The organism is Chryseobacterium oryctis, assembly GCF_025971925.1.
In the GTDB taxonomy this organism is placed as follows: domain Bacteria; phylum Bacteroidota; class Bacteroidia; order Flavobacteriales; family Weeksellaceae; genus Chryseobacterium; species Chryseobacterium oryctis.
The window spans coordinates 651,091-673,847 of sequence record NZ_JAPDHV010000001.1; the positions used below are offsets into that span (position 1 = coordinate 651,091).

General features: G+C 32.7%; 21 protein-coding genes and 1 tRNA gene. 7 read left to right on the forward strand and 15 right to left on the reverse strand.

Translation table 11 applies throughout. From position 1 onward, the window contains the following. Nucleotides 1-15 precede the first annotated feature (15 nt). From rlmD to lpxB, 7 genes are all read right to left on the reverse strand, one after another. The gene (gene rlmD / locus OH806_RS03095; protein ID WP_264742198.1) at nucleotides 16-1,428 is read right to left on the reverse strand and encodes a 23S rRNA (uracil(1939)-C(5))-methyltransferase RlmD; all 1,413 of its coding nucleotides are present in this window, start codon (nucleotides 1,426-1,428) and stop codon (nucleotides 16-18) included. 110 nt (nucleotides 1,429-1,538) lie between these two features. Continuing rightward, nucleotides 1,539-3,080: a TlpA family protein disulfide reductase gene (locus OH806_RS03100; RefSeq protein WP_264742199.1), complete on the reverse strand. Its 1,542-nt coding sequence runs from the start codon at nucleotides 3,078-3,080 to the stop codon at nucleotides 1,539-1,541. 136 nt (nucleotides 3,081-3,216) lie between these two features. Next, nucleotides 3,217-3,984, reverse strand: a complete 768-nt coding sequence (locus OH806_RS03105; protein ID WP_264742200.1) for a succinate dehydrogenase/fumarate reductase iron-sulfur subunit — start codon at nucleotides 3,982-3,984, stop codon at nucleotides 3,217-3,219. A 24-nt stretch (nucleotides 3,985-4,008) separates the two neighbouring features. Beyond that, the gene (locus OH806_RS03110) at nucleotides 4,009-6,021 is read right to left on the reverse strand and encodes a fumarate reductase/succinate dehydrogenase flavoprotein subunit (RefSeq protein WP_264742201.1); all 2,013 of its coding nucleotides are present in this window, start codon (nucleotides 6,019-6,021) and stop codon (nucleotides 4,009-4,011) included. Nucleotides 6,022-6,037: 16 nt separating this feature from the next. Next, nucleotides 6,038-6,703 carry a succinate dehydrogenase cytochrome b subunit gene (locus OH806_RS03115; RefSeq protein WP_264742202.1) on the reverse strand — a complete coding sequence of 222 codons (666 nt, stop codon included), beginning with the start codon at nucleotides 6,701-6,703 and terminating at the stop codon, nucleotides 6,038-6,040. A 143-nt stretch (nucleotides 6,704-6,846) separates the two neighbouring features. Continuing rightward, nucleotides 6,847-8,616 (reverse strand): ComEC/Rec2 family competence protein, encoded by a 1,770-nt coding sequence (locus OH806_RS03120; protein WP_264742203.1) that lies wholly within the window; start codon nucleotides 8,614-8,616, stop codon nucleotides 6,847-6,849. A 134-nt stretch (nucleotides 8,617-8,750) separates the two neighbouring features. Further along, entirely contained in the window at nucleotides 8,751-9,854 is a 1,104-nt protein-coding gene (gene lpxB / locus OH806_RS03125) for a lipid-A-disaccharide synthase (RefSeq protein ID WP_264742204.1), read from the reverse strand. 79 nt (nucleotides 9,855-9,933) lie between these two features. Between lpxB and OH806_RS03130 the strand changes: the two genes are divergently transcribed. The 3 genes from OH806_RS03130 to OH806_RS03140 all read left to right on the forward strand — a co-directional run bounded on the left by OH806_RS03130 (nucleotide 9,934) and on the right by OH806_RS03140 (nucleotide 12,427). Beyond that, the gene (locus tag OH806_RS03130; protein WP_264742205.1) at nucleotides 9,934-10,443 is read left to right on the forward strand and encodes a DUF2480 family protein; all 510 of its coding nucleotides are present in this window, start codon (nucleotides 9,934-9,936) and stop codon (nucleotides 10,441-10,443) included. 2 nt (nucleotides 10,444-10,445) lie between these two features. Next, nucleotides 10,446-11,690 (forward strand): protein O-mannosyl-transferase family, encoded by a 1,245-nt coding sequence (locus OH806_RS03135; RefSeq protein ID WP_264742206.1) that lies wholly within the window; start codon nucleotides 10,446-10,448, stop codon nucleotides 11,688-11,690. An 83-nt stretch (nucleotides 11,691-11,773) separates the two neighbouring features. Then, nucleotides 11,774-12,427, forward strand: coding sequence for a DUF937 domain-containing protein (locus tag OH806_RS03140; RefSeq protein WP_264742207.1), 654 nt, complete (start codon nucleotides 11,774-11,776; stop codon nucleotides 12,425-12,427). Nucleotides 12,428-12,485: 58 nt separating this feature from the next. On the opposite strand, the gene OH806_RS03145 is transcribed toward OH806_RS03140, so the two are convergent. Further along, a complete protein-coding gene (locus OH806_RS03145; RefSeq protein ID WP_264742208.1) occupies nucleotides 12,486-12,605 on the reverse strand; it encodes a 30S ribosomal protein THX in 120 nt (39 codons plus the stop codon). Nucleotides 12,606-12,830: 225 nt separating this feature from the next. Here OH806_RS03145 and OH806_RS03150 point away from each other — a divergent pair, with 225 nt between their 5' ends. Next, nucleotides 12,831-13,268 carry an ankyrin repeat domain-containing protein gene (locus OH806_RS03150; protein ID WP_264742209.1) on the forward strand — a complete coding sequence of 146 codons (438 nt, stop codon included), beginning with the start codon at nucleotides 12,831-12,833 and terminating at the stop codon, nucleotides 13,266-13,268. A 138-nt stretch (nucleotides 13,269-13,406) separates the two neighbouring features. Beyond that, a complete protein-coding gene (gene aspS, locus OH806_RS03155; protein ID WP_264742210.1) occupies nucleotides 13,407-15,161 on the forward strand; it encodes an aspartate--tRNA ligase in 1,755 nt (584 codons plus the stop codon). Between the two features lie 38 nt (nucleotides 15,162-15,199). Here aspS and OH806_RS03160 read toward each other — a convergent pair whose 3' ends face one another. The 4 genes from OH806_RS03160 to OH806_RS03175 all read right to left on the reverse strand — a co-directional run bounded on the left by OH806_RS03160 (nucleotide 15,200) and on the right by OH806_RS03175 (nucleotide 17,811). Then, entirely contained in the window at nucleotides 15,200-15,931 is a 732-nt protein-coding gene (locus tag OH806_RS03160; protein WP_264742211.1) for an SDR family NAD(P)-dependent oxidoreductase, read from the reverse strand. Between the two features lie 101 nt (nucleotides 15,932-16,032). Beyond that, nucleotides 16,033-16,386 (reverse strand): preprotein translocase subunit YajC, encoded by a 354-nt coding sequence (yajC, locus tag OH806_RS03165; RefSeq protein WP_264742212.1) that lies wholly within the window; start codon nucleotides 16,384-16,386, stop codon nucleotides 16,033-16,035. Nucleotides 16,387-16,397: 11 nt separating this feature from the next. After that, a complete protein-coding gene (locus OH806_RS03170) occupies nucleotides 16,398-16,904 on the reverse strand; it encodes a DUF1573 domain-containing protein (protein ID WP_264742213.1) in 507 nt (168 codons plus the stop codon). A gap of 1 nt (nucleotide 16,905) precedes the next feature. Further along, complete coding sequence (locus OH806_RS03175) at nucleotides 16,906-17,811, reverse strand: transcription antitermination protein NusB (protein WP_264742214.1); 906 nt, start codon at nucleotides 17,809-17,811, stop codon at nucleotides 16,906-16,908. A 90-nt stretch (nucleotides 17,812-17,901) separates the two neighbouring features. Here OH806_RS03175 and OH806_RS03180 point away from each other — a divergent pair, with 90 nt between their 5' ends. Next, nucleotides 17,902-19,563: an ABC transporter ATP-binding protein gene (locus OH806_RS03180; RefSeq protein WP_264742215.1), complete on the forward strand. Its 1,662-nt coding sequence runs from the start codon at nucleotides 17,902-17,904 to the stop codon at nucleotides 19,561-19,563. 99 nt (nucleotides 19,564-19,662) lie between these two features. After that, nucleotides 19,663-19,998 (forward strand): DUF3276 family protein, encoded by a 336-nt coding sequence (locus OH806_RS03185; RefSeq protein ID WP_034679055.1) that lies wholly within the window; start codon nucleotides 19,663-19,665, stop codon nucleotides 19,996-19,998. Nucleotides 19,999-20,138: 140 nt separating this feature from the next. Here the strand turns inward: OH806_RS03185 and OH806_RS03190 are convergent. From OH806_RS03190 to OH806_RS03200, 3 genes are all read right to left on the reverse strand, one after another. Then, nucleotides 20,139-20,212 (reverse strand) — tRNA-His (locus OH806_RS03190). Between the two features lie 36 nt (nucleotides 20,213-20,248). Continuing rightward, the gene (gene bshB1 / locus OH806_RS03195; RefSeq protein WP_264742216.1) at nucleotides 20,249-20,968 is read right to left on the reverse strand and encodes a bacillithiol biosynthesis deacetylase BshB1; all 720 of its coding nucleotides are present in this window, start codon (nucleotides 20,966-20,968) and stop codon (nucleotides 20,249-20,251) included. An 80-nt stretch (nucleotides 20,969-21,048) separates the two neighbouring features. Continuing rightward, a complete protein-coding gene (locus OH806_RS03200) occupies nucleotides 21,049-22,698 on the reverse strand; it encodes a tetratricopeptide repeat protein (RefSeq protein ID WP_264742217.1) in 1,650 nt (549 codons plus the stop codon). Nucleotides 22,699-22,757: the final 59 nt, after the last annotated feature.

Here is a 22,757-nt window from a genome sequence, read left to right on the forward strand (position 1 = left end):
CAAACTTAATTAAATTTATTTTTTAATTAATAATGCAATATTTTCCACATGGTGGGTTTGCGGAAACATATCTACCGGTAAGATTTTCACCAAAGTATAATGTTCTTTCATCAAAGCCAAATCTCTTGCCTGAGTAGCAGAATTACAGCTTACATACACTACTTTTTCCGGAGAAAGTTTTAAAATTTGCTCCACGACTTTTTGATGCATTCCGTCTCTTGGCGGGTCAGTAATCAAAACATCTGCTTTTGGATGATTTGCCAAAAATTCATCATTGAATATATCTTTCATATCTCCGCAATAGAACGTTGTATTGGTAAGTCCATTCAATTCGGCATGCTCAATTGCTGCATCTATTGCTTCCTGAACAGATTCAATACCTATTACTTGTTTTGCATTTCTTGCCACATATTGAGCGATTGTTCCTGTTCCTGTATACAAATCATAAACCACTTCATCACCTTTCAAATCAGCAAATTCTAGGGTTTTTCTATACAGTTCCAACGCTTGTTTATAATTGGTTTGAAAGAAAGATTTCGGTCCTATTTTAAACTTCAAGCCATCCATTTCTTCCATTAAAAAACCTTCCCCGAAATAAGTATTGATATCTAAGTCGTAGATTGAATCGTTTTGTTTCGGGTTGATAGCATACACCAAAGTCTTAATTTGAGGAAACTTACCTAATAAAAACTCAAAAAGCTCTTCTCTATTTTCTTTTTCTTCTCTGTAAAGCTGGAAAAGTACCATCCATTCACCTTTAGAATTCTGTCTCATCATCAAGGTTCTTAGAAAGCCTTCATGATTTCTTACATCAAAAAATTCTAATCCCTTTTTAACAGCATATTCTTTTACGGCAAGTCTTATAGAATTAGAAGGTTCTTCTTGCAGAAAACATTCTTTAAGGTCAAGAATTTTGCTCCACATTCCCGGAATATGAAATCCTAAAGCGTCTCTGCTTCCAAAATTCTCTTCAGAACTAATCTCATATTGAGTAAGCCATCTAGAATTTGAAAATGAAAACTCCATTTTATTTCTATAAAAATATTGTTCTTCAGAACCTAAAATCGGAACGGTTTCAAAATCATCAATCCCACCAATTCTTTTAATATTATTATAAACTTCTTCCTGTTTGAAATCCAACTGCTTTTCATAGCTCATATTTTGCCATTTGCAACCTCCACAAACTCCAAAATGAACACATTTTGGATCTACTCTGTAAGGAGATTTTTGAACAAGCTCTAAAACATCGGCTTCATAATATTTAGACTTAGACTTTTTCACTCTTGCATTAACAACATCACCAGGAATTGCACCAGAGACCAAGACAGTTTTCCCTTCTTCAGTTTTTCCGATTGCAACACCTTTAGCTCCCGCAGTTACTAATTTTATATTTTCAAGAATAATATTTTTATTTTTCTTCTTTCTCATTAAGCAAATTCTATTTTTTCTATATGAATAACCTCCAGGTTACATTTTGCAAAAATACAATAAAAAAAACCTTATCCGAAGATAAGGTTTTCTATATATGTTAAAGTTTATTATTTCGTCTGAGCCGGTTGAGCTTTTGCTGGCTCTTGCGGAGCAGGCTGAACTGCCGGATCTGGACCGAATCCTGCCTGCATTTGTACATTTGGATTTACTTTAGGCGCTGAAAGCCCTGTTTGTTTATCTAAAATCTCAACTAGCTCTTGTTCTCCTAAGTTTACATAAGATCTTGAAGCAATTTTACCATCCTTATCAACAATAATAAAGTTAGGAAGTTTGAATCCGTATACTGCATATTTTTTAGCAATATCAGAATTTAATCCGCCTTCTGCATAAACATTCGTTCCTGTGATTCCTTTTAATAAAGAATTGCTTGTTTTAACGAATTGATCTTTAGTATCATCAACATTTACAAAAACAAAGTTCATTTTAGATTTATAAAAATTCACAACTTCTTTTAATACAGGAACTGTAGCTTCACCAATATATGGATTCCAAGAAGCATAAAAAGCAATCATATAAGGTTTTCCTTTATTTTCAGAAAGTTTGTATGCTTTTCCATCTGCTTTAGTTAATGACGCATCTGGTGCAACTTCACCTATTTTCAAACCATTTACAGCTAATTGAATTTGGCTTAAATCTTTTTTAATCGTAGCATCTTTGATATCCTCGTCAATGATTTTTTTGATTTTATCAATCGTTTTAACAGGAGAACCTGGGTGAATATCAGACTGAGCCATTACAAATGCTAAAAGATAATCTTTAGTTATCTGAGAAACATCTTTTTTCCCTTTCAAATATTCGTTGAATAATTCTGAAGTAGTAACATCTGTTTTTCCTTTACTTTTTGCTTCAGCATATTTTTGGAAATCAGGACTCATTTTTGATAAAAGAAACTGTCTATATACCGGGTGTTCTTTTAGCAATGCGTCTTTATTCTCCTGAAGTTTATTTTCATAATCAGTAAAAACTTTAGCAACTTTGAAAGACGGATTACCAGACATCTGCTTCTTCATCATTTCGAATTGAGACATTATTGAAAGTAAAGTCGCTTTAATATCATTTTGCTTCCATTTAATCACTTCATTATCAGGATTAAACTTTTTGGCATTTTCATCAATATTTTTATTAACATCAGCCTCAACTTTCTGAATACCTTTTATAAATGTAGCTTCATCTTTTGTCATCAGCTCATTCATATTCACTGTCTGAGCATAGTTGGCAAGATATTTCTGAGAAGCAGTAAAGAAATCATTATTTTTCTTAGCATCACCTGTAATTACATATTCCGTTGGGAATGTAGCTCCATTTCCAGAAATTTCCAGATTTTGACCTGCTTTTAAATAAATTAAGTTGTTCTTGCCTCCATAAGAAATCATATACATTCCGCTTTTTGGCGCTTCAAAACTTCCAGAAAAAGTTCCGTCATTTTTAACACCAATATTAGCTAGCGGTAACGTAGCAACCCCCGAAGCTTCAATAAATTCGATTCTCTCTAATGGAGATCCGTTAGTAATTTTTCCTTTTACTTCTACTTTTTTAGAGCAAGACATCGCAAAAACCGCGATGATAAACAATAAAAGATATTTTTTCATTTTGAATTTTATAATTAAACAAAAATAAGTTTTTCAATATACTAAATACAAATAAATAGTACTTTTAAGAAAGATTTAACTAAAAAAAATCGCCATCCTAAGAGGAGACGATTTTTTCTGATATATTAAATCAATTTTATCCCTGATCAACAAAAGCTGACATATACTCTCTATTCATTCTGGCAATGTTTTCAAGAGAAATTCCTTTCGGGCATTCTACTTCGCAAGCACCAGTATTTGAACAGTTTCCGAATCCCTCTTCATCCATTGCTTTTACCATGTTCAGAACTCTTCTCTTAGCTTCTACTCTACCCTGAGGTAAAAGAGCAAATTGAGAAACTTTAGCTCCTACAAATAACATTGCAGAACCATTTTTACAAGTAGCTACACAAGCTCCACATCCGATACAAGCAGCAGCATCCATTGCTTTGTCTGCATCTTCTTTAGGAACCGGAATTGCATTCGCATCCAAAGTATTTCCTGAAGTGTTAACCGAAACGAAACCTCCTGCAGCCATTACTCTATCAAATGCGCTTCTGTCTACCATTAAATCTTTAATAACCGGGAAAGCAGCACTTCTCCAAGGTTCAATAACGATAGTTTCACCGTCTTTGAACATTCTCATGTGAAGTTGACAAGTTGTAATACCTGTATCCGGACCATGTGCTCTACCATTGATGTAAAGAGAACACATACCACAAATACCCTCACGACAGTCGTGATCAAAAGCGATCGGCTCTTTTCCTTCGTTAATAAGATTTTCGTTAAGGATGTCTAACATTTCTAAGAATGAAGAATCTGTAGAAACATCCGATATTTTATAGGTCTCAAACTGACCTTTAGATTTATTATTTTTTTGTCTCCAAATTTTCAGCGTAAGATGTAAGCCTTTTTTTGCACTCATAATGTTATATTTATAGGTTGGAGATTATTTGTAACTTCTAGTTTTAACCTCGATGTTTTCATATATCAGCTCTTCTTTATGCAACACTTCCGCGTTGATATCACCTCCCTGATATTCCCAAGCTCCGACGTATTTGTAATTAACGTCATCTCTTTCCGCTTCTCCATCCGGAGTTGCATGATCCCAACGGAAATGCCCACCACAAGACTCTTCTCTATGTAATGCATCGATAGCCATTAACTGCCCCAACTCTAAGAAGTCAGCAACTCTGAATGCTTTTTCAAGTTCAGTATTCATTCCATCATTATCTCCCGGAACTTTTACATTCTTCCAGAAATCGTTTCTTACTTCTTCAATTTCCTTGATAGCTTCTTTTAGACCTTCAGGAGTTCTTCCCATACCTACTTTATTCCACATAATGTGTCCTAATTTTTTATGGAAATAATCAACTGAATGGGTTCCTTTATTATTTAAGAAGAAATCAATCTTATCTTTAATTCCTTTTTCAGCCTCATCAAACGCACCTGAATTTGTAGGAATTGCTCCTGTTCTAATATCTGCAGAAAGATAATCTGCAATTGTATAAGGAAGTACGAAATATCCATCTGCCAAACCTTGCATCAATGCTGAAGCTCCCAATCTGTTTGCTCCGTGGTCAGAGAAGTTAGCCTCCCCGATTACAAAACATCCCGGAATAGTAGATTGAAGGTTATAATCAACCCAAACACCTCCCATTGTGTAGTGAACTGCAGGATAAATCTTCATTGGAGTTTTATAAGGATCATCAGCGGTAATCTTTTCGTACATTACGAATAAGTTACCATACTTCTCCTCTACCCATTTTTTACCTAAATCATAAATTTGCTGATCTGTAGGATTATGAATATGCTTTTCAATAGCAGCTTCTCTTCCTTTTTTCATAATCTCTGTAGAGAAATCTAGGTAAACTCCTTCTTTAGTATCATTATTTTCGATACCGAAACCAGCATCACATCTTTCCTTAGCTGCTCTAGAAGCAACGTCTCTTGGAACCAAGTTACCAAATGCAGGATATCTTCTCTCTAAATAATAATCTCTGTCTTCTTCTTTAATATTTTCAGGTCTTAATTTACCCTCTCTGATTGCAACTGAATCTTCAATTTTCTTAGGGACCCAAATTCTTCCTGAGTTTCTAAGTGATTCAGACATTAAGGTAAGCTTAGATTGTTGAGTACCATGAACAGGAATACAAGTCGGGTGAATCTGCACATAACAAGGGTTAGCGAAGTAAGCTCCTTTTTTATGGATTTTCCAAGCCGCAGAAACATTTGACCCCATTGCATTTGTAGATAGGAAATATACGTTTCCGTACCCCCCTGAAGCAATTACAACTGCGTGAGCAGAATGTCTTTCGATTTCACCTGTTACAAGATTTCTTGCGATAATACCTCTTGCTTTTCCGTCAACGATTACAAGATCCATCATTTCATGACGGTTGTACATTTTGATTCTACCTTTACCAATTTGACGGCTCATTGCAGAATATGCACCTAATAATAATTGCTGACCAGTTTGTCCTTTTGCATAGAAAGTTCTTTTTACCTGAACTCCACCAAACGAACGGTTATCTAATTGACCTCCGTACTCACGCCCGAAAGGAACACCTTGAGCAACACATTGGTCGATAATATTTGCAGAAACTTCAGCTAGTCTGTAAACGTTAGCTTCTCTTGCACGGTAATCCCCACCTTTGATTGTATCATAGAACAATCTGTAGGTAGAGTCACCATCACCTTGATAATTTTTAGCAGCATTAATTCCTCCCTGAGCTGCAATAGAGTGAGCTCTTCTCGGAGAATCTTGATAGCAGAATGCTTTTACATTATATCCTTGTTCTGCTAAAGTTGCTGCAGCGGAACCTCCTGCCAAACCTGTACCTACAACAATAATATCAATCTTATCTCTGTTGTTTGGTGCAACAAGGTTCATATGATCTTTATGATTTTTCCATTTATCCTTAAGAGGACCTGCTGGAATTTTAGAATCTAATTTACTCATAATTAGTATATTGATATTATTGAGTTACAAAATGAAAAATTGCGATAAAAATAAAACCTGCCGGAATAAGGATAGAATACCACTTTCCAATAGCTTTGATTACTGGAGTGTATTTTGGGTGTCTAGCCCCAATTGACTGGAATGAAGACTGGAAACCATGAGCCAAGTGTAATCCTAACAGAACAAAAGCAATCACATAGATTACCACTCTCCAAAGATCAGCAAACTTCTCATGAAGCTCAGGCCAAAAACGTTCTGAATCAGGAGCAATTCCTTCAACATACTTATAATTCATTTCATGTAACCAGAAATCATATAAGTGTAAAGCTAAGAATGCTAACACAACCGCTCCAGAAATAATCATATTTCTAGACATCCATGTAGAATTCACAGCAGCATTGTTTGCAGCGTACTTTACAGGACGCGCCTTATTATTCTTAATTTCTAATACGAATCCCATTACAAAATGGAAAATCACAGCAAAACCAAGAATAGGCTGCATTAAAATCTGAACAAACGGATTATAGCCCATAAAAGTAGAGGCTGTATTAAAAATATCGCGGTTAGGCAATACAGATAATAAGTTTGTTGTTAAATGCAGTATAAGAAAAACCAGCAAAAACATAGCTGATAATGCCATCGCATATTTTCTACCTATCGTAGAACTCGTTAAACCTGCCATATAAGTTTAAATTTGAATTTCCCACAAAATTAAGAAATGTTAACAAAATCAAAAAGTGAGAAATCTCACAATTAGTCAGTTTGTAATCTTTCTAAATAACATTTTTAAACATTGTAAATAAAAGAAAGAAAAAAATATCAAGATTAATTTATTTCGTAAACCTTTCCGTTATAAACAATTTTTTGAGTCAATGGAGGAAGAATCTTGATTTCCACTTTATCAAGACGTTTTGTAGAGCTATACGGATTAATAATAAATTGCTTAATCCTGTTTATGTCTGTGTTTTTATTAATCCAAAAACAAGCTGCACCTCCTTCTTTCACAGAAAACAATTGGGTTTTGTTAAAATTATGAATTAAAACTTCCGACTTTTGATGAGCATACCAGTCGAAGCCAATTCTTAAAATAAAAAAAACAAAAATTGAAATTACTAGTCCTGTAGTGTTCCTAATATCTACTTTTAAAATTACAAACCTTAAAACATAAACAATCAAAAGTAATGAGAAAACTTCTGTAAGGTTCATCGGAATTCGATCAAAAAACAATATCTCAAAATCTGCAAACCAGTGAATAACTTTCAGTAAAACCTGAATTATAAAATCATAAACAGCATTAATGAAATCAAAATCAACTTTAAAAGCCATTAAGCCTGTCACTGCAAATGAAAAAACAATAATTATTTCCGAAAAAGGAACGATAAAAAAATTAGCGACTATCGAAATAAAAGAAAACTGATGAAAATAATACAATACTAAAGGAAGTGTTGCCAACTGGGCGGAAATGGAAATCGAAACGGTATTAAAAATTATCTTTTTCAACCTATTATCCTGTTTGGGAAAACATTTTAAAATAGGCTGATTCAACCAAAAAATTCCAAGAACAGCCAGAAAACTTAACTGAAAACCCACATCAAAAAGTTGATGAGTATCAAAAATCAAAATAATAAAAGCAGACAAAGCCAAAGAATGTAACAAATCTGGCTTTCTTTGCAACAATACATAGATAAAGTAAACACTCAACATAATACTGGAACGAACTACAGAACTTCCAAAACCAATGAACACAGTAAAAAGCCAAATAAAAATCAAACTGGAAACGATTGCATACTTCCTAAATCTAACAGGAAATATTTTCATCAATAAAAAATACATCATCCCGAAAATCACAACAATATGTGTCCCTGAAATCGCCAAAAAATGCACCAATCCAGATTTATTAAAATCCTGAACGGTTTGAGAATCAATTTCTGTTCGGTCGGCCAAAATAATTCCCTTTAAAAACTCTCTTGTTTTGGATGACATCGTAGATTCATCAATATTCTGAAGAACATCTAACCTCTTTTGGGAAAATTTTTCGTTTAGATTTAAATCATCTCTTTTAGCAGAATAAAGTTCGCCTGACAAATAACATTGGTATTCAATACCTTTTCGTTTGAGATATTTTGCATAATCAAACTGAAAATCATATTCTGGAGATTTTGGCTTCGTTATATAAACTTTTGCTTTATAATAATGTTTAAAATCTAACTCTTTTTCATTTTTAGAAACATACAAAACAGCATCAAAAGTTTCTTTTCTCAACTGAGAAATAATTTCATACTTCCTATTCTTCTCATTTGAATTCAGTTTTTTTGATAGTTTAAAAACAATTGTTTCATTTTGAGAAATCAAAGTATTTTGACTTGAAAAAGTGTTGTAAAAATGTAAAACAACACCCACTCCAAAGAACATCAAACCAAGTAAATATGGTCTTATTTTATAGAAAAAGAAAGATTTAAGAAATGTAAAAATTAAAACACAAAAACACAGAACAATTACATCATAGATGTAATTTTCATCTAATACAAAATAATCCTGAAAGAAAATTCCAAGAATAAAACAAATCGCAAGGATAAATAGAGGTTGTTTGTTCAATTGTGTTTTTATGTCACCAAAATATCAAATAATCAGACATTTCACTAACACAAATTTTACAATTTTTCGAAATATTATTGAACTAAAGCTTAAATAAAGAGCGTGATTTTTTACTAAAAAATTAAAAATTTCATTTAAACTTTCAAGATAACTTCTGCTGCTTTTTCACTAGCTCCTTTTCCACCAAGCTTATGTCTTAGAAGTTCATAATCTTTCAAAACTTCAGTTCTTTTTTCAGATTCAAGAATTTTATTCAACTCCTCAACCAAATTATTGGTATTAAGCTCATCCTGAATCAATTCTTTCACCACTTCTCTATCCATAATCAGATTGACCAAAGAGATGTATTTTATGTTTTTCACCAATCTTTTCGCAATAGCATAAGAAATTTTGCTACCTCTGTAGCAAACAACTTCAGGAATATTCAACAATGCTGTTTCTAAAGTCGCCGTTCCGGAAGTAACCAAAGCTGCTTTTGAACATCTTAACAAATCGTAAGTTTTATTAGAAACAAAGTGAACATTCTCATCTACATATTTTTCATAAAACTCTTTCGGAAGACTTGGCGCACCTGCAATCACAAACTGGTAATCTTTAAAATATGGTCTTACAGAAAGCATTAATTCCAGCATCTTTTCAACTTCCTGTTTTCTGGAACCTGGCAAAAGTGCAATGATTTCCTTTTCGTTTAACCCGTTTTCTGATTTGAAATTTTCAACATTGATATCCTGAAGCGTAGAAATGGCATCTAACAAAGGATGCCCTACAAAATGAGAATGAACTCCATGTTTTTTATAAAAATCTTCCTCAAACGGAAGAATCACCATCATTTCATCCACATATTTTTTAATAATCTCGACTCTTCCCTCTTTCCAGGCCCAAAGTTGAGGAGAAATATAGTAAACGACTTTAATTCCTAATTCTTTGGCAAATTTTGCAATCCTTAAATTAAAACCGGGATAATCTACCAAAATCAAAACATCGGGTTTATTATTTTTTATATCCTCTTTACAAAATTTAATATTATTCAGAATCGTTTTAAGGTTCATCACTACCTCTATGAAACCCATGAACGCTAAATCTCGGTAATGTTTCACCAATGTTCCGCCTTGTGCCTGCATCAAGTCACCTCCCCAAAATCTAAATTCCGCGTTTGAATCTTTCTGTTTCAAAGCTTTCATCAAATTACTTCCGTGTAAATCTCCAGAAGCCTCACCTGCGATAATATAATATTTCATTTCTATGTTAAGGATAGAGAACAAATTAAAATCTTGTTAATCTTAATTTGTAAATTTGCTCAAAGATAATGATAAAAATATGTCAGAAGAATTTGAAATAAAAAATAAAGTTGCAGAAAGTGGTTTGATAAATTTTGACCTTTCTAGTTTGATTCCCAAAGGAGAACGAAAAGGGATTGATCTTAAAGAATTTCTTTTCATGGAAATGGTCTTGAAGGAAAAAGACTTCAGAGAAAAAGTTGCCGCTATTAATGTCGATGAATATAAGGACTCTTATGTTTATATTTATAATTCTGCAGACACAATTGTTCCTCTTTGGGCATACTTTTTAATTACAGCAAAACTTACAGATGTTACTAAAAAAATAGTTTTTGGAAACCATGAAGATTTGGAAGTCATTTTAATGCACAATGCTATCCAAAGCCATGATTTTGATAATATGAGAGGAAAACGAGTTTTGGTAAAAGGCTGTTCAGATAAGGAAATTCCAGAAAACGCTTATATTGAATTGGTAGAGCAATTAAAACCAATAGTAAAATCCTTAATGTTCGGTGAAGCATGTTCAAATGTTCCTATTTTGAAAAATTAAGCATGAATAAATATTATATTGCTTTACTTTTATTTATTTCCTTTACCATAATATACTATTTAGGAAGTTTTTCAAAAATCCCATTTGGAGACTCTATAGGCTTTGTATTAGAAACTGAAAAGATGGAATTCATTCCCTCATCTACTACACATACTCACTTTCTTTTTATTAACACATTGATTTTTTTGAAAAAAATTGCCCCTGATATTGAAAGTGTTGAAATCGGAAGGTTTTTAACAATCATATCAGCAAGCCTTTCACTTTCTGTTCTTTATAATATTATTTTTAAAATCATTAATAACCACTTCTACTCTATTATTGGTACAATAATTTTTGGTTTTAGTTTCTCTTTTTGGAGAAACACTGAAGGTTTAGAAGTCTATACATATAATCTATTATTTGTAAGTTTATTTATTTGGTTTTGCATAAAATTTTTAATTGATGGTAACACAAAAAATTTAATTTATTCAGCACTCTTTTTAGGTCTTGGCTGTTGGGTTCACATTCAGGATATACTAATGATTCCTTCTTTTTTATTTTTAGTTTATAAATCAAAAAACTTAAAAATTAAAATTTTATCTTCCTTAGTCCTAGGAACCTTATTTTTCGGACTTTTCATCTTGGCTATTGCTAATAAACACCCCTTAACAAGCATATTTTCATCAGGAACCATTGCTCAACATATTGAATTAAAAAGCATTTTAAAAAACGTTTTTGTAGGAATTGGCTATCTTATTTATAACTTTTGGTATTTTATAATATTTTTCATTATTGGATTAATAAAAATCTATAAATACAATCTCAATTTATTCATATTCCTTAGCTTAGCCTCATTACCTATTTTTGGGTTCGCAGGTGTTTTTGCAGTATCTGACAATTATGTTTATTTCATTCCATTCAATTTTATAGTGACTATTTTTATAGCATTTGGCTTTTATAGCTTAAGTCTAAAAAAATATGTAAAAACACTTTCCTACTCATGCATTCTAATTCCTCTCTTTTATTTATTAAGTTTCAAAATAGCCTTCCATACACCGCAAGGATTAAAACTTAATGAAACCAAAAACTATAAAGGAGGGCTAAATTACTATTTACTCCCTTGGATGAACAACAATGTAGGGATTTTAGAGTTCACAATTGACAATAGAAAATCCCCCGACAGAATGGAATGGATGACAAAAGCAGCTAAAGAATTAATAATGATTAAATCTAAATATCAATCACCTGAAGAAATCCGAAAACTTTAACATTAATTTCTGATTTAAAAAAAACATTTTGGGTATATTTTTTGATAACTTTGAATTTCTTAACAATTTAATAAACACAAACTATGAGTTTAATCGACTTGCTTACAGGAAACACTGGTAACGAAGTTGCACAACAAGCAGAAAACAAATTTGGTATCAGCAGAAATCAGGTTCTTGCCTTACTCGCTGTAGCTGCACCACTAATTATTTCTTATCTTAGAAAAAAATCTCAAGATTCTAACGAAGCTGAAGCTTTAAATAATGCCCTAGATAGAGACCACGACGGAAGTATTCTTAATGATTCTTCACAACTAGAAGCAAGACAAGCTGAAGGTGGTTCTATTTTAAGTCACATTTTTGGTGGAGAAAAACAAACTGTAGAAAATCAACTTTCACAAAATACAGGAATATCAATTGATAAAATCGGACCTATTTTAGCAATGTTGGCTCCGGTAATCATGGGATATATCGGAAAAGAAAAACAACAAAGTAATGTTGGAGCAGGAGGTTTAGGAGATTTACTGGGCGGAATTCTTGGAAATGCTTCAAACCAAGCTCAAGCTCAACAATCAAACCCTCTAAATGACATTTTAGGAAGCGTTCTTGGAGGAGGCCAATCTCAATCTTCAGGAAATCCTTTGAATGACATTCTAGGAAGCGTACTTGGCGGTGGTGGAAACCAACAACAAGGAGGAGGATTAGGAAGCATCCTTGGAAATCTTTTAGGAGGAAAATAAAAATAATTTATGCCCATAAAAAAGACCGAGGAGAAATCTTCGGTCTTTTTTATTTTAGTTACTTTTTAGATTTTTCTTCTGAAGCTACAATTAATTTTGACTTCTTTCTAGGCCTTCTTTTACCATAACTTCCTGAATTAATCTTTCCTCGTCTTGATTTTTTGTCTCCTTTTCCCATAATAATTAAGTATTAAGTATTTGTTGTTTCTACGAATTTAAAAAAGATGTATTAAAATCACAAAATATGGTTATTAAAATTTTCATAAACTTATTATCCTATTTTTCATAAAAAGTAACACTTTTACTAACTTTAAAGCAGAAAAAAAAATAAAATCTGATCAAAACTTGGCAAAAACTATCAAAAAAATAAATTAGCTTTGTATATTCTTAAAAATAATGTTTTATGAAAAAAATAATCTCTACAACTTTAGTATTTGGATTTTTTCTTTTCGCCAACTCCCTTTTTGCGCAGGAAATTTCAAAAGAACAAATGCTGGCTTTTCAATCTGATAAAGTAGAATCTTTCAAAACTGCCTTTTCAAAAGAAGATTACGACAAATGTTTTGCCGTAAAAGAAAATTCTTACAGTCTTCTTTCTTATAGTATAAAATATGAGAGGAAAAATATTTTTAACCATTTACTAAACAGTGGTGTTGATATAAATAAATCATGTGACAATCAAACTCCTTTAATGGTTGCAGCCAGATACGGTAAGGTAGAATTAGGCAAAGCACTAATAAAAAAAGGAGCTAATAAAAATACTAAAAACAATAGCGGAGAAACAGCAAAAGATTTTTCAGCGAAATACAAACATCCTGAATTTGCTGCAGTTTTAAAATAATTTTAAACTAAAAATAAATCAAAAACTTCCTTATTGGAAGTTTTTTTGTGCCCAAAATCTGCAAAAATCCTATCTTTGCAAACGAAAAATCTAAAGTTCAGATTTGAACTTTAAACATTGAACTTTAAATAAATAATTATGTTTCGATCGCACACAAACGGAGAATTATCTCTAAAAAATCTTAATGAAGAAGTTACACTTTCAGGATGGGTACAAACCATTCGTGATAAAGGATTTATGATTTGGATAGATCTTCGAGATCGTTACGGAATTACACAGTTGGTTTTCGACCAAGACCGTTCTACAGCGGAATTGATGGAAAATGCTAAAAAACTGGGGCGTGAATTTGTCATTCAGGTTACGGGAAAAGTAATTGAAAGAGTAAGCAAAAACCCCAATATACCAACCGGAGAAATCGAAATTTTAGTTGAAAAACTTACAGTTCTTAATGAATCTCAACTTCCGCCTTTTACTATTGAAGATGAAACAGACGGTGGTGAAGAATTAAGAATGAAATACCGTTATCTTGACATTAGAAGAAACCCTGTAAAAGATAAATTGATCTTCCGTCACAAAATGGCTCAGAAAGTTAGAAATTATCTTTCTGACAACGGATTTATTGAAGTTGAAACTCCAGTTTTAATTAAATCGACTCCGGAAGGTGCAAGAGATTTCGTGGTTCCAAGCAGAATGAGTCCTGGACAATTTTATGCATTACCACAATCTCCACAGACTTTCAAACAACTATTGATGGTTGGAGGAATGGATAAATATTTCCAGATTGTAAAATGTTTCCGTGATGAAGATTTAAGAGCAGACAGACAGCCTGAATTTACTCAAATCGATTGCGAAATGGCTTTCGTAGAGCAGGAAGATGTCATGAATGTTTTTGAAGGAATGACTAAAACTTTATTGAAAGATATTACTGGTCAGGAATTTGGAGACTTCCCAAGAATGACTTTTGCTGATGCGATGCAGAAATACGGAAACGATAAACCGGATATCCGTTTCGGAATGGAGTTCGTTGAACTGAACGAATTAGTAAAAGGAAAAGATTTTAAAATATTTGATGAGGCAGAATTAGTTGTAGGAATTAATGTTGAAGGATGTGCAGATTATACAAGAAAACAAATAGACGAGCTTGTAGATTGGGTTAAACGACCTCAAATCGGAGCTTCAGGAATGGTATGGGTTAAATTCCAGCAAGATGGAGTAAAAACTTCTTCTGTAAATAAATTCTACAACGAGGAGGATTTAGCAAAAATTATCGAAAAATTCGGGGCTAAAGAAGGAGATTTGATGTTGATTCTTTCAGGAAACGAAAACAAAGTTAGAACTCAACTTTCTGCTTTAAGAATGGAGCTTGGAAACCGTTTAGGATTGAGAAAAGGAAACGAATTTGCACCACTTTGGGTAGTTGACTTCCCGTTATTGGAATTTGATGAAGAAAGCGGACGTTATCACGCAATGCACCACCCTTTCACCTCTCCAAAACCAGAAGATATTCATTTATTGGAAACTGATCCAGGAAAAGCCAGAGCTAATGCTTACGACATGGTATTGAACGGAAACGAAATCGGTGGAGGTTCTATCAGAATTTTTGATAAAGATTTACAATCAAAAATGTTTGATTTGCTAGGATTTACTCCGGAAGAAGCAGAAGCTCAGTTCGGGTTCTTAATGAACGCCTTTAAATACGGAGCACCACCACATGGAGGATTAGCGTTCGGTTTTGATAGATTGGTTGCTATTTTAGACGGAAATGAAGTGATTAGAGATTATATCGCTTTCCCTAAAAATAATTCGGGACGTGATGTAATGATTGATGCTCCTGCTCCGATTGCAGATGAGCAACTTGATGAATTGGAATTACAATTGAATTTAAAATCATAAATTAGAAGCGGAGATTTTTCTCCGCTTTTTTATTTCTATTATGGCAACTTTGCCACTAAAAATTCTGGAGAAAGTTTCAAAATCCAATAAATAATTTTCCATTTAAAATTCGGAACAATGGTAAAAGAATTTCCAGCGTTAACAATATATTTTGCAACATAATCTGGTTCCATGATTAGGTTCTCATTCAATTGTAAACCTTCATTGATTTTTGTACGGATATAGCCGATTACCAAAGCATTTATTTTAATATTTCTTGAAGCTAATTCCTGTCTCAAACCTGCCAAATAAGTTGTAAAAGCAGCCTTTGTACTTCCATAAACGAAATTACTTTTCCTTCCTCTCACCCCCGAAAGTGATGAAAGACCAATAATTCTTTCTAAATTTCTGTTTGTTTTATCCATCGCAATGATGTTCAAAATAGAAACGGCACCCATATAATTTACCATCATCATCTGTTGAGTTGACTTAAAATCCACAAACGCCTGTTCATTTTGAACTAAAAAACCTGCTGCATAAACAACAATACTGGGTTTTGTAGAAAGTCTATTATAAAATTCTTGATGAGAATCAAAATCTACAGAATCAAAAAATAAAACATTTACTTTTGAAGCTAAATTGTTTTCATTTACAAATAACTCCAATGATTTTATGTCTCTAGATGCTGCTAAAACTGAAAATCCTTTTTTAGCGTATTGTTTGATACATTGCTTTGCTACATCAGAATTAGCACCTAAAATAAGTACGGTTTTGCTTAAATTTTGATTCATTTCACAAAGATAACAGAAACCCTCCAACTTTCATGATAATAAAAAACTTCGGCGGTGAACAAAGTTCACCGCCGAAGCCAATAATATTTTAAAAACTAAAATTATTTACTTTCAGTTTCTGTTTCTTTCTTGTCAGCAGCTTTTGCTTTATCTCCAAAACGAGCCTCTGTAAACTCTCTGGAAACGGCAGCTTTTTCAAACTTCAACTTTCCTGATAATGTTTCAATTACGAAACCATCATCCTGAACCTGAGCAATTCTTCCGTGAAGACCAGAAGTAAGAACGACTCTAGTACCTACTTTCAAATTTTCCTGGAAGTTTTTTTCCTGCTTTTGTTTTCTCATTTGAGGTCTTATCATTAAAAAATAAAACCCGACAAACATCACACCCATCATTATCAACATCATCGATGAAGAACCACCTTGAGGCTGTGCTTGTAAAAAAATTGTTAACATATTCATTTAAATTATGGTTGAATATTCGCTGTGAATGTTAATTTAATAGGAGCTTTATCTACATTAGCATAGACATCAGCATATTTTTGAACGTTTCCGTCAAAGTTTGTAGAATCAAAATGCAAAGTAATTTTTCCTTTTTTGCCTGGCATAATTGGCTCTTTTGTAAAATCAGGTGCTGTACATCCGCATCCTGGCTTTACTTCAGAAATTACAAGCGGATTAGTCCCTGTATTTGTAACTTCATAAACATGCTCTACTTTATCTCCTTTTTTAATATTTCCAAAATCGAAATTGCTTTCAGATAAAGCAACAGATGTTGTTGGCTGATTAGAAACTGGAGCTGCAGGCGTAGTATCTTCTGAAACCGGCGCACTTGCAGAATCAATAGGAGTTGCTGTAGAAGCAGAATCTATAACAGAAGCTTCTGCATTTTGAGTTTCTTTATTTTCTTTTTTACAAGAAACCAAACCCAAACCTATGATTGACAAAGCGATAATTGATAGCGTCTTTTTCATGTTAAATTCTATTTTGATCTTTACAATATTTATCTAAAATTCCGTTAATGAAGATATTTGAACGATCGGTTGCAAATACTTTCGCAATCTCGATATATTCATTAATAATAACTCTTGAAGGTGTAAAAGGAAAATTATCAAGTTCCGATAACGCAGTGGCTAAAATTACTTTATCCATTAAAGAAACTCTTTCCAAATCCCAGTTTTCCAGCCTTTCTTCTAGTTTCTTTTCATTACTTTCCCAACTATCTAATGTATTTCTTAAAAGCTTCATAGCGAAAGTCTTATCATCCTCATCTTTAATCATCTTGATCAGAGTTCTGCTTTCTTCATTTTCTTTCAGAAAACCAATGGTTTTTTGAACCATTGAGTTGGCAATATGAATATCATCATACCAAGAAAGCTCTTTATCTCCCAGATAATCATGAAAATCTTCATTTTCAGCAATATATCTTAAAAATAACTTACCTATGAATTTTTGGTCACTTTCAAAAGAATATCCGTCCTCCTTCATAAAATCCTGATAACGTTTCCCAGAAGTAATTCTTTGAAAAGTTTTCACCAATAAATCATCATGCAAATCCCACTTCAATTGTTTGTGTTGACCAGTAAAAAATAATCTCTCAGGATTTTCTTCAAGCTTAATTAATACTTGGTTATTGATAAATTTTTGATTTGGATTGATATCAGCATCGGTTTTAATGTACTTATTTTTCCCGATTTCTATTTGGTTTTCAGCTAATTCTTTTAACGCAACCAAAAAGTTAAGCTGATAGATATAGAGATGATAGATTTTCTCTATTCCAGCAAACATGTTTTTTTCTAAAACATCAAATTTAACAGGATTCTGGTAGTATGAATACACACTTTGCACCACTTTTTCACGGATTTGTCTTCTTCCTAACATTCAAAGAGCTTTTAATGAGTGCAAAGATACAAAATTTAAAATTTATGAAATTCGTAGTGTGATGACATTTTCGTAATTTCGCAAAACTTTATGAAAGCACTAAAAACCTTAAACCCTTATTTTTGGAAGCACAAAATACTATTATTTTGGGGGTTGCTATTTATTATTGCCAGTAATTTCTTTAATACATATAAAGTTCAGTTTGTAGGAAAATCTGTTGATGAGCTCACAAAAGGTGGGCAACTGGGATTTAATCAACAAGTATTATTCTATGTCGGAATTATTGTAGGATGTTCTTTACTTACGGGATTCTTTACTTTTATGATGAGACAAACCATTATTGTAGCATCAAGAAGAATTGAATATGAATTAAAGAATAAAATCTACAGACATTATCAGGAACTATCTCTTACCGATTACAAGAAAACTACGATTGGAGATTTAATGAACAGATTAAGCGAAGATGTAGTTGCTGTGAGAATGTATCTGGGACCAGGTGTAATGTATGTTGTCAATTTAATTGTTCTAGTTCTTATCACAAGTATTTATATGATAAAAACAGATTCATCAATGACATTGTGGACGTTGCTCCCTCTTCCCGTTTTATCATATTTAATTTATAAAGTAAGTTCTGTTATCAATAAAAAATCGAAAGTTATGCAGAAAAGCCAATCTGCGATTTCAACTTTCGTACAAGACAGTTTTTCCGGAATCAGGGTTATAAAATTCTTTGCAAGGGAAAATTATATCAAAAAAAATTACGGAATAAAAGTCAATGATTATCAAGATAAGGCTTTAGATTTAGCGAAAACGGAAGCTTATTTTTTCACCATTATTTTATTTGTAATAGGATTATTAAATGTTGCTATTATTTTAATTGGCGGTCAAAAATACATTAATGGAGAACTAAGTATTGGTAAAATCGCAGACTTTTTCATGTATATAAATACCTTAATTTTCCCCTTCTCAATGGTTGGCTGGGTAACATCCGTTAATCAAAGAGCTGAAGCTTCTATGCAGAGAATTAATGAATTTATGGATAAAAAATCTGAAATCGTTAATACAAATTTTGAAAACTACCCAATTAAAGGTGATATCGAATTCAGAAACGTTTCTTATGTATATCCTAATACAGGAATTAAAGCTTTAGATAATTTAAGTTTTAAAATCAAGGCAGGAGAATCTCTAGCAATTATGGGTAAAACAGGAAGCGGAAAATCTACCATTGCTCTTCTTTTATGCCGTTTAATTGACCCTACAGAAGGAGAGATATTAATTGACGGAAAAAATCTAAAAGAACACAACTTAGAAAATTACAGAAACTTTATTGGATATATTCCACAGGAAAGTTATCTTTTCTCTGACTCTATCGAAAATAACATTGGTTTTGCTATTGACAATCCTTCGCACGAAAAAGTAGTTGAGTATGCAAAAATTGCTGACGTTGACAAAAATATAGTCGAATTTAAAGAACAATACAAAACTCTAGTTGGTGAACGAGGTGTGATGCTTTCGGGGGGTCAAAAACAACGAATTTGTATCGCAAGAGCACTGATTAAAGACCCAAACATCATCATTTTTGATGATTCTTTATCCGCTTTAGATACCGAAACAGAGCAAAATATTTTAGAAAATATTGATAAAAAAATCCATAACGCAACATCCATAATTATCACACACAGAGAGTCTAGCGCACAAAAAGCAGACAAAATACTCAACCTTACAGAAATTACCAATTCCGTAACTGCTTAGCTGTTTCATTCCCAATTGTTAAATAAATCATAAAAAAAATTTTGTGATTAAAAGAAAACTTTTATATTTGTTCTTAACAAGATTAAAAAATATCTAACAATGAGTGAATACAAGGAACGCCATGAAAATGAAATTTTCACCAAGGTGTTAAAAGCAGGAAGAAGAACTTATTTCTTTGATGTGCGCGAGACGAAAGCAGGAGATTACTATCTTACAATTACCGAAAGCAAAAAGAACTTCGGAGAGAATGGAGAGGCTACATTTGAGAAACATAAAATTTACCTTTATAAGGAAGATTTCAAAAGTTTTCAGGAGATGTTTAATGAGTCCACAGATTTCATCATTAACGAAAAGGGTGAGGATGTAATATCAGAAAAACATGATAAAGACTTCAAAAGCAAATCTTATACAATAGATTCTGACGACGAAGTTTAAGCCAAAAATATCTTAAAAACACAAGCATCTGAAAAATGATGCTTTTTTTGTGCCTTAAACTTAAGTTCACATTACAATAAAAAGTTCAAATTAATAATATAATAAACAAAAAAAGTACACTTTTACAGTGTACTTTTTAGGGTGGATGACCGGGATCGAACCGGCGACCTTCAGGACCACAATCTGACGCTCTAACCAACTGAGCTACAACCACCGTTTTGCGTGTGCAAATATAGCAAAGAATTTTTAATTACCAAACTATTCCATCAAAATTTTTCATTGCAATTAACTTCTCAGACGTAAATCCCTCAGCATAAGTCACTCCCGAAAGCCTTCCTAAATCTTGTGCTCGGTAAGTTAAGCTCTCAAAAAAGTCTTTAGTAGTAATCGGAGTCTCCGGCTCTTTAGAAGTTGGATCATAAAACTGAGTTTTAAATGCCATACACGCCTCAATTTTTTGGTCAAGATATTCAGAGATATCAACAACAAATTCGGGTTTTATATCTTTCCATTGGATATAATGAAAAATATGTTTTGGTCTCCATACATCTTGGTTTTCACCTTCCAGTACTGTTTCAATCTTTCTAAGACCCGCTAAAAAACAAGCATCGGATACTAATTTAGCTCCTTTTGCATGATCTGGATGTCTATCATCAATTGCATTGGCTAATACAATTTCCGGACGGTATTTGCGGATCATCTTCACGATTCTCGTTTGGTACTCTTCAGAATTCACAAGAAATCCATCTTTCATACCTAAATTTTCCCTAGCAGAAACTCCCAAAATTTTCGCTGAATTTCCTGCTTCAATCTTTCTTGTTTCGTCAGTACCTCTTGTTCCTAACTCACCTCTCGTCAAGTCAACAATAACACATTTTTTTCCTTCAGAAACCAATTTAGCAATTGTTCCTCCACAACCTAATTCTACATCATCAGGATGTGCTCCAAAAGCAAGTATATCTGTTTTCATATATCAAAGATAGTTATTAAAACAAAAACTCCCCAAACATTAAGAATGGGAAGTTTTATATTTATAATTTAAATTCTAAATTATTTATTAATCTCTGCATTTAATTTTACAGCATCCTGATAAGAAGGATCCAGCTGTAAAGATTTAGCCACATAATCTTTTGCTTTCGCAATATCAGAATCTTTAGACAAGTAAGCTACCGCAAAATAAGCATAAGATAAAGTTTGCTTATTAGCTTCAATTTCCGTAGGTTTTACAGTGCTAATATATTTTTCGTAAGAAACTTTAGCCGCATCATTATTACCAGCTTGCTGATAAGCATATCCTTGACTGTAGTATGCAGGTGCCCAATCAGGAAGTACGTTTATCATTTTTTGCCAAGTAAGTATTGCTCCGTTCCAGTTTTTAACATCTTGATAAGCACTCGCCAACTTATATAAAGCATCAGAATCCTGAGCATTTGCAGCAACTTGTTTTTTTAATGCCTCAATAGCTGGGTTAGTTGGTCCTGAATCTGCTGCAGACTGAGAAGCTCCACCTCCAGCGATGTTAGCAAGTTCCATATCCCATTTCATTGTTTCATCTTTAGCCGCTTTAGCCAAAGCAATTTTCTGTTGAGCCTCAGACATTAAAGCTGATTTTTTAGCAGCATCTTTTTCGTCTTTAGCTAAACCAGCTGCAATAAGCCCCTGTAAGCCTTGGTCAGCAGGTTGTACTCTAGACTTATCTGCCTGAGAAACGAAAGTATCCATAGATTGTTTAGCATCAGAATATTTTCCTTCTGAATATAATTGATAAGCTCTTAGTTTGAACTTAATAGGGTCATCTACTTTATCAAAGATTTTATCCAATACTGTTTTAGAGTTCGCATAATCTTCGTTTGTGAAGTACAATTTAGAAATTTCTAATTGAGTATACGGATCTTCATCAGCATATTTAGTATAATTAATTAAATCTTGCGTTGCTTTAGCATTTTGCTGATACTTGATATCATAAGCTGCTAAAGCTTTATATGCAGGTGCATAAGTAGCATCAGTTGCGATTGCTTTTTCTATACTTGTTTTTGCCTGTTGCCATTGCTGAGCAGCCATCCATAAGGTACCAATTCTTGTATATACAGACGCTTTATTTTTAGCTAAAGGCAAAGCTTTATCATATGCAGACATTGCATCTCCTGGAAGTCTTTTTAGTCTGTAAGCATCACCTAAAGTATAATAATAATATGCTGGAACTTCTTTCTTCTGAGCTCTTTCAATAGCTTTATTCAGATACTGAATAGCAAGATCGGGAGAATTATTTTTTTCAAATAAAGTTAAAGCTTCTGCCGCTCTGAAAAGTACATCCGCATCTTTCTCTTTTGAATCAGTTACAATTTTCTGAATTTCAGCGATTGCAGACTTATCTCCTTTTCCTAGTTTTACAGCAGCTAAACCAATTTTATTTAAATTACTTTTAGAATCGGCAGCTAAACCTTTATTAAAGTTTTCTGTAGCTTTAGCAAAATCAGGCTCCCCTTGTCTTAAAAAAGTATTTCCTAAATAAAAATAGTTTTCAGCAGTAGGTGCCGTAGCAATCATATTAGTAAAATTAGTTTTTGCTTGAGCAAATTTATCACTATCAATACTGTTGATACCATCTTGTAGGGTTTGCGCAGAGGCAAAGTTGGCAAAAAACACTACAGCTGCTCCAAAAGCAATCTTCTTTACATTCATATTCATTATATCTTTCATTTTATATTTCTAAATCTAAATTAAGTTTTATACAATAGACAATTTTCAGACCAAAATAG

What these genes read in the sequence shown, in the direction of transcription:
- rlmD (WP_264742198.1), bottom strand. Translation starts at nt 1,428, where the DNA reads ATGAGAAAGAAGAAAAATAAAAATATTATTCTTGAAAATATAAAATTA.
- OH806_RS03100 (WP_264742199.1), bottom strand. Translation starts at nt 3,080, where the DNA reads ATGAAAAAATATCTTTTATTGTTTATCATCGCGGTTTTTGCGATGTCT.
- OH806_RS03105 (WP_264742200.1), bottom strand. Translation starts at nt 3,984, where the DNA reads ATGAGTGCAAAAAAAGGCTTACATCTTACGCTGAAAATTTGGAGACAA.
- OH806_RS03110 (WP_264742201.1), bottom strand. Translation starts at nt 6,021, where the DNA reads ATGAGTAAATTAGATTCTAAAATTCCAGCAGGTCCTCTTAAGGATAAA.
- OH806_RS03115 (WP_264742202.1), bottom strand. Translation starts at nt 6,703, where the DNA reads ATGGCAGGTTTAACGAGTTCTACGATAGGTAGAAAATATGCGATGGCA.
- lpxB (WP_264742204.1), bottom strand. Translation starts at nt 9,854, where the DNA reads ATGAAATATTATATTATCGCAGGTGAGGCTTCTGGAGATTTACACGGA.
- OH806_RS03130 (WP_264742205.1), top strand. Translation starts at nt 9,934, where the DNA reads ATGTCAGAAGAATTTGAAATAAAAAATAAAGTTGCAGAAAGTGGTTTG.
- OH806_RS03135 (WP_264742206.1), top strand. Translation starts at nt 10,446, where the DNA reads ATGAATAAATATTATATTGCTTTACTTTTATTTATTTCCTTTACCATA.
- OH806_RS03140 (WP_264742207.1), top strand. Translation starts at nt 11,774, where the DNA reads ATGAGTTTAATCGACTTGCTTACAGGAAACACTGGTAACGAAGTTGCA.
- OH806_RS03145 (WP_264742208.1), bottom strand. Translation starts at nt 12,605, where the DNA reads ATGGGAAAAGGAGACAAAAAATCAAGACGAGGAAAGATTAATTCAGGA.
- OH806_RS03150 (WP_264742209.1), top strand. Translation starts at nt 12,831, where the DNA reads ATGAAAAAAATAATCTCTACAACTTTAGTATTTGGATTTTTTCTTTTC.
- aspS (WP_264742210.1), top strand. Translation starts at nt 13,407, where the DNA reads ATGTTTCGATCGCACACAAACGGAGAATTATCTCTAAAAAATCTTAAT.
- OH806_RS03160 (WP_264742211.1), bottom strand. Translation starts at nt 15,931, where the DNA reads ATGAATCAAAATTTAAGCAAAACCGTACTTATTTTAGGTGCTAATTCT.
- yajC (WP_264742212.1), bottom strand. Translation starts at nt 16,386, where the DNA reads ATGTTAACAATTTTTTTACAAGCACAGCCTCAAGGTGGTTCTTCATCG.
- OH806_RS03170 (WP_264742213.1), bottom strand. Translation starts at nt 16,904, where the DNA reads ATGAAAAAGACGCTATCAATTATCGCTTTGTCAATCATAGGTTTGGGT.
- OH806_RS03175 (WP_264742214.1), bottom strand. Translation starts at nt 17,811, where the DNA reads ATGTTAGGAAGAAGACAAATCCGTGAAAAAGTGGTGCAAAGTGTGTAT.
- OH806_RS03180 (WP_264742215.1), top strand. Translation starts at nt 17,902, where the DNA reads ATGAAAGCACTAAAAACCTTAAACCCTTATTTTTGGAAGCACAAAATA.
- OH806_RS03185 (WP_034679055.1), top strand. Translation starts at nt 19,663, where the DNA reads ATGAGTGAATACAAGGAACGCCATGAAAATGAAATTTTCACCAAGGTG.
- bshB1 (WP_264742216.1), bottom strand. Translation starts at nt 20,968, where the DNA reads ATGAAAACAGATATACTTGCTTTTGGAGCACATCCTGATGATGTAGAA.
- OH806_RS03200 (WP_264742217.1), bottom strand. Translation starts at nt 22,698, where the DNA reads ATGAAAGATATAATGAATATGAATGTAAAGAAGATTGCTTTTGGAGCA.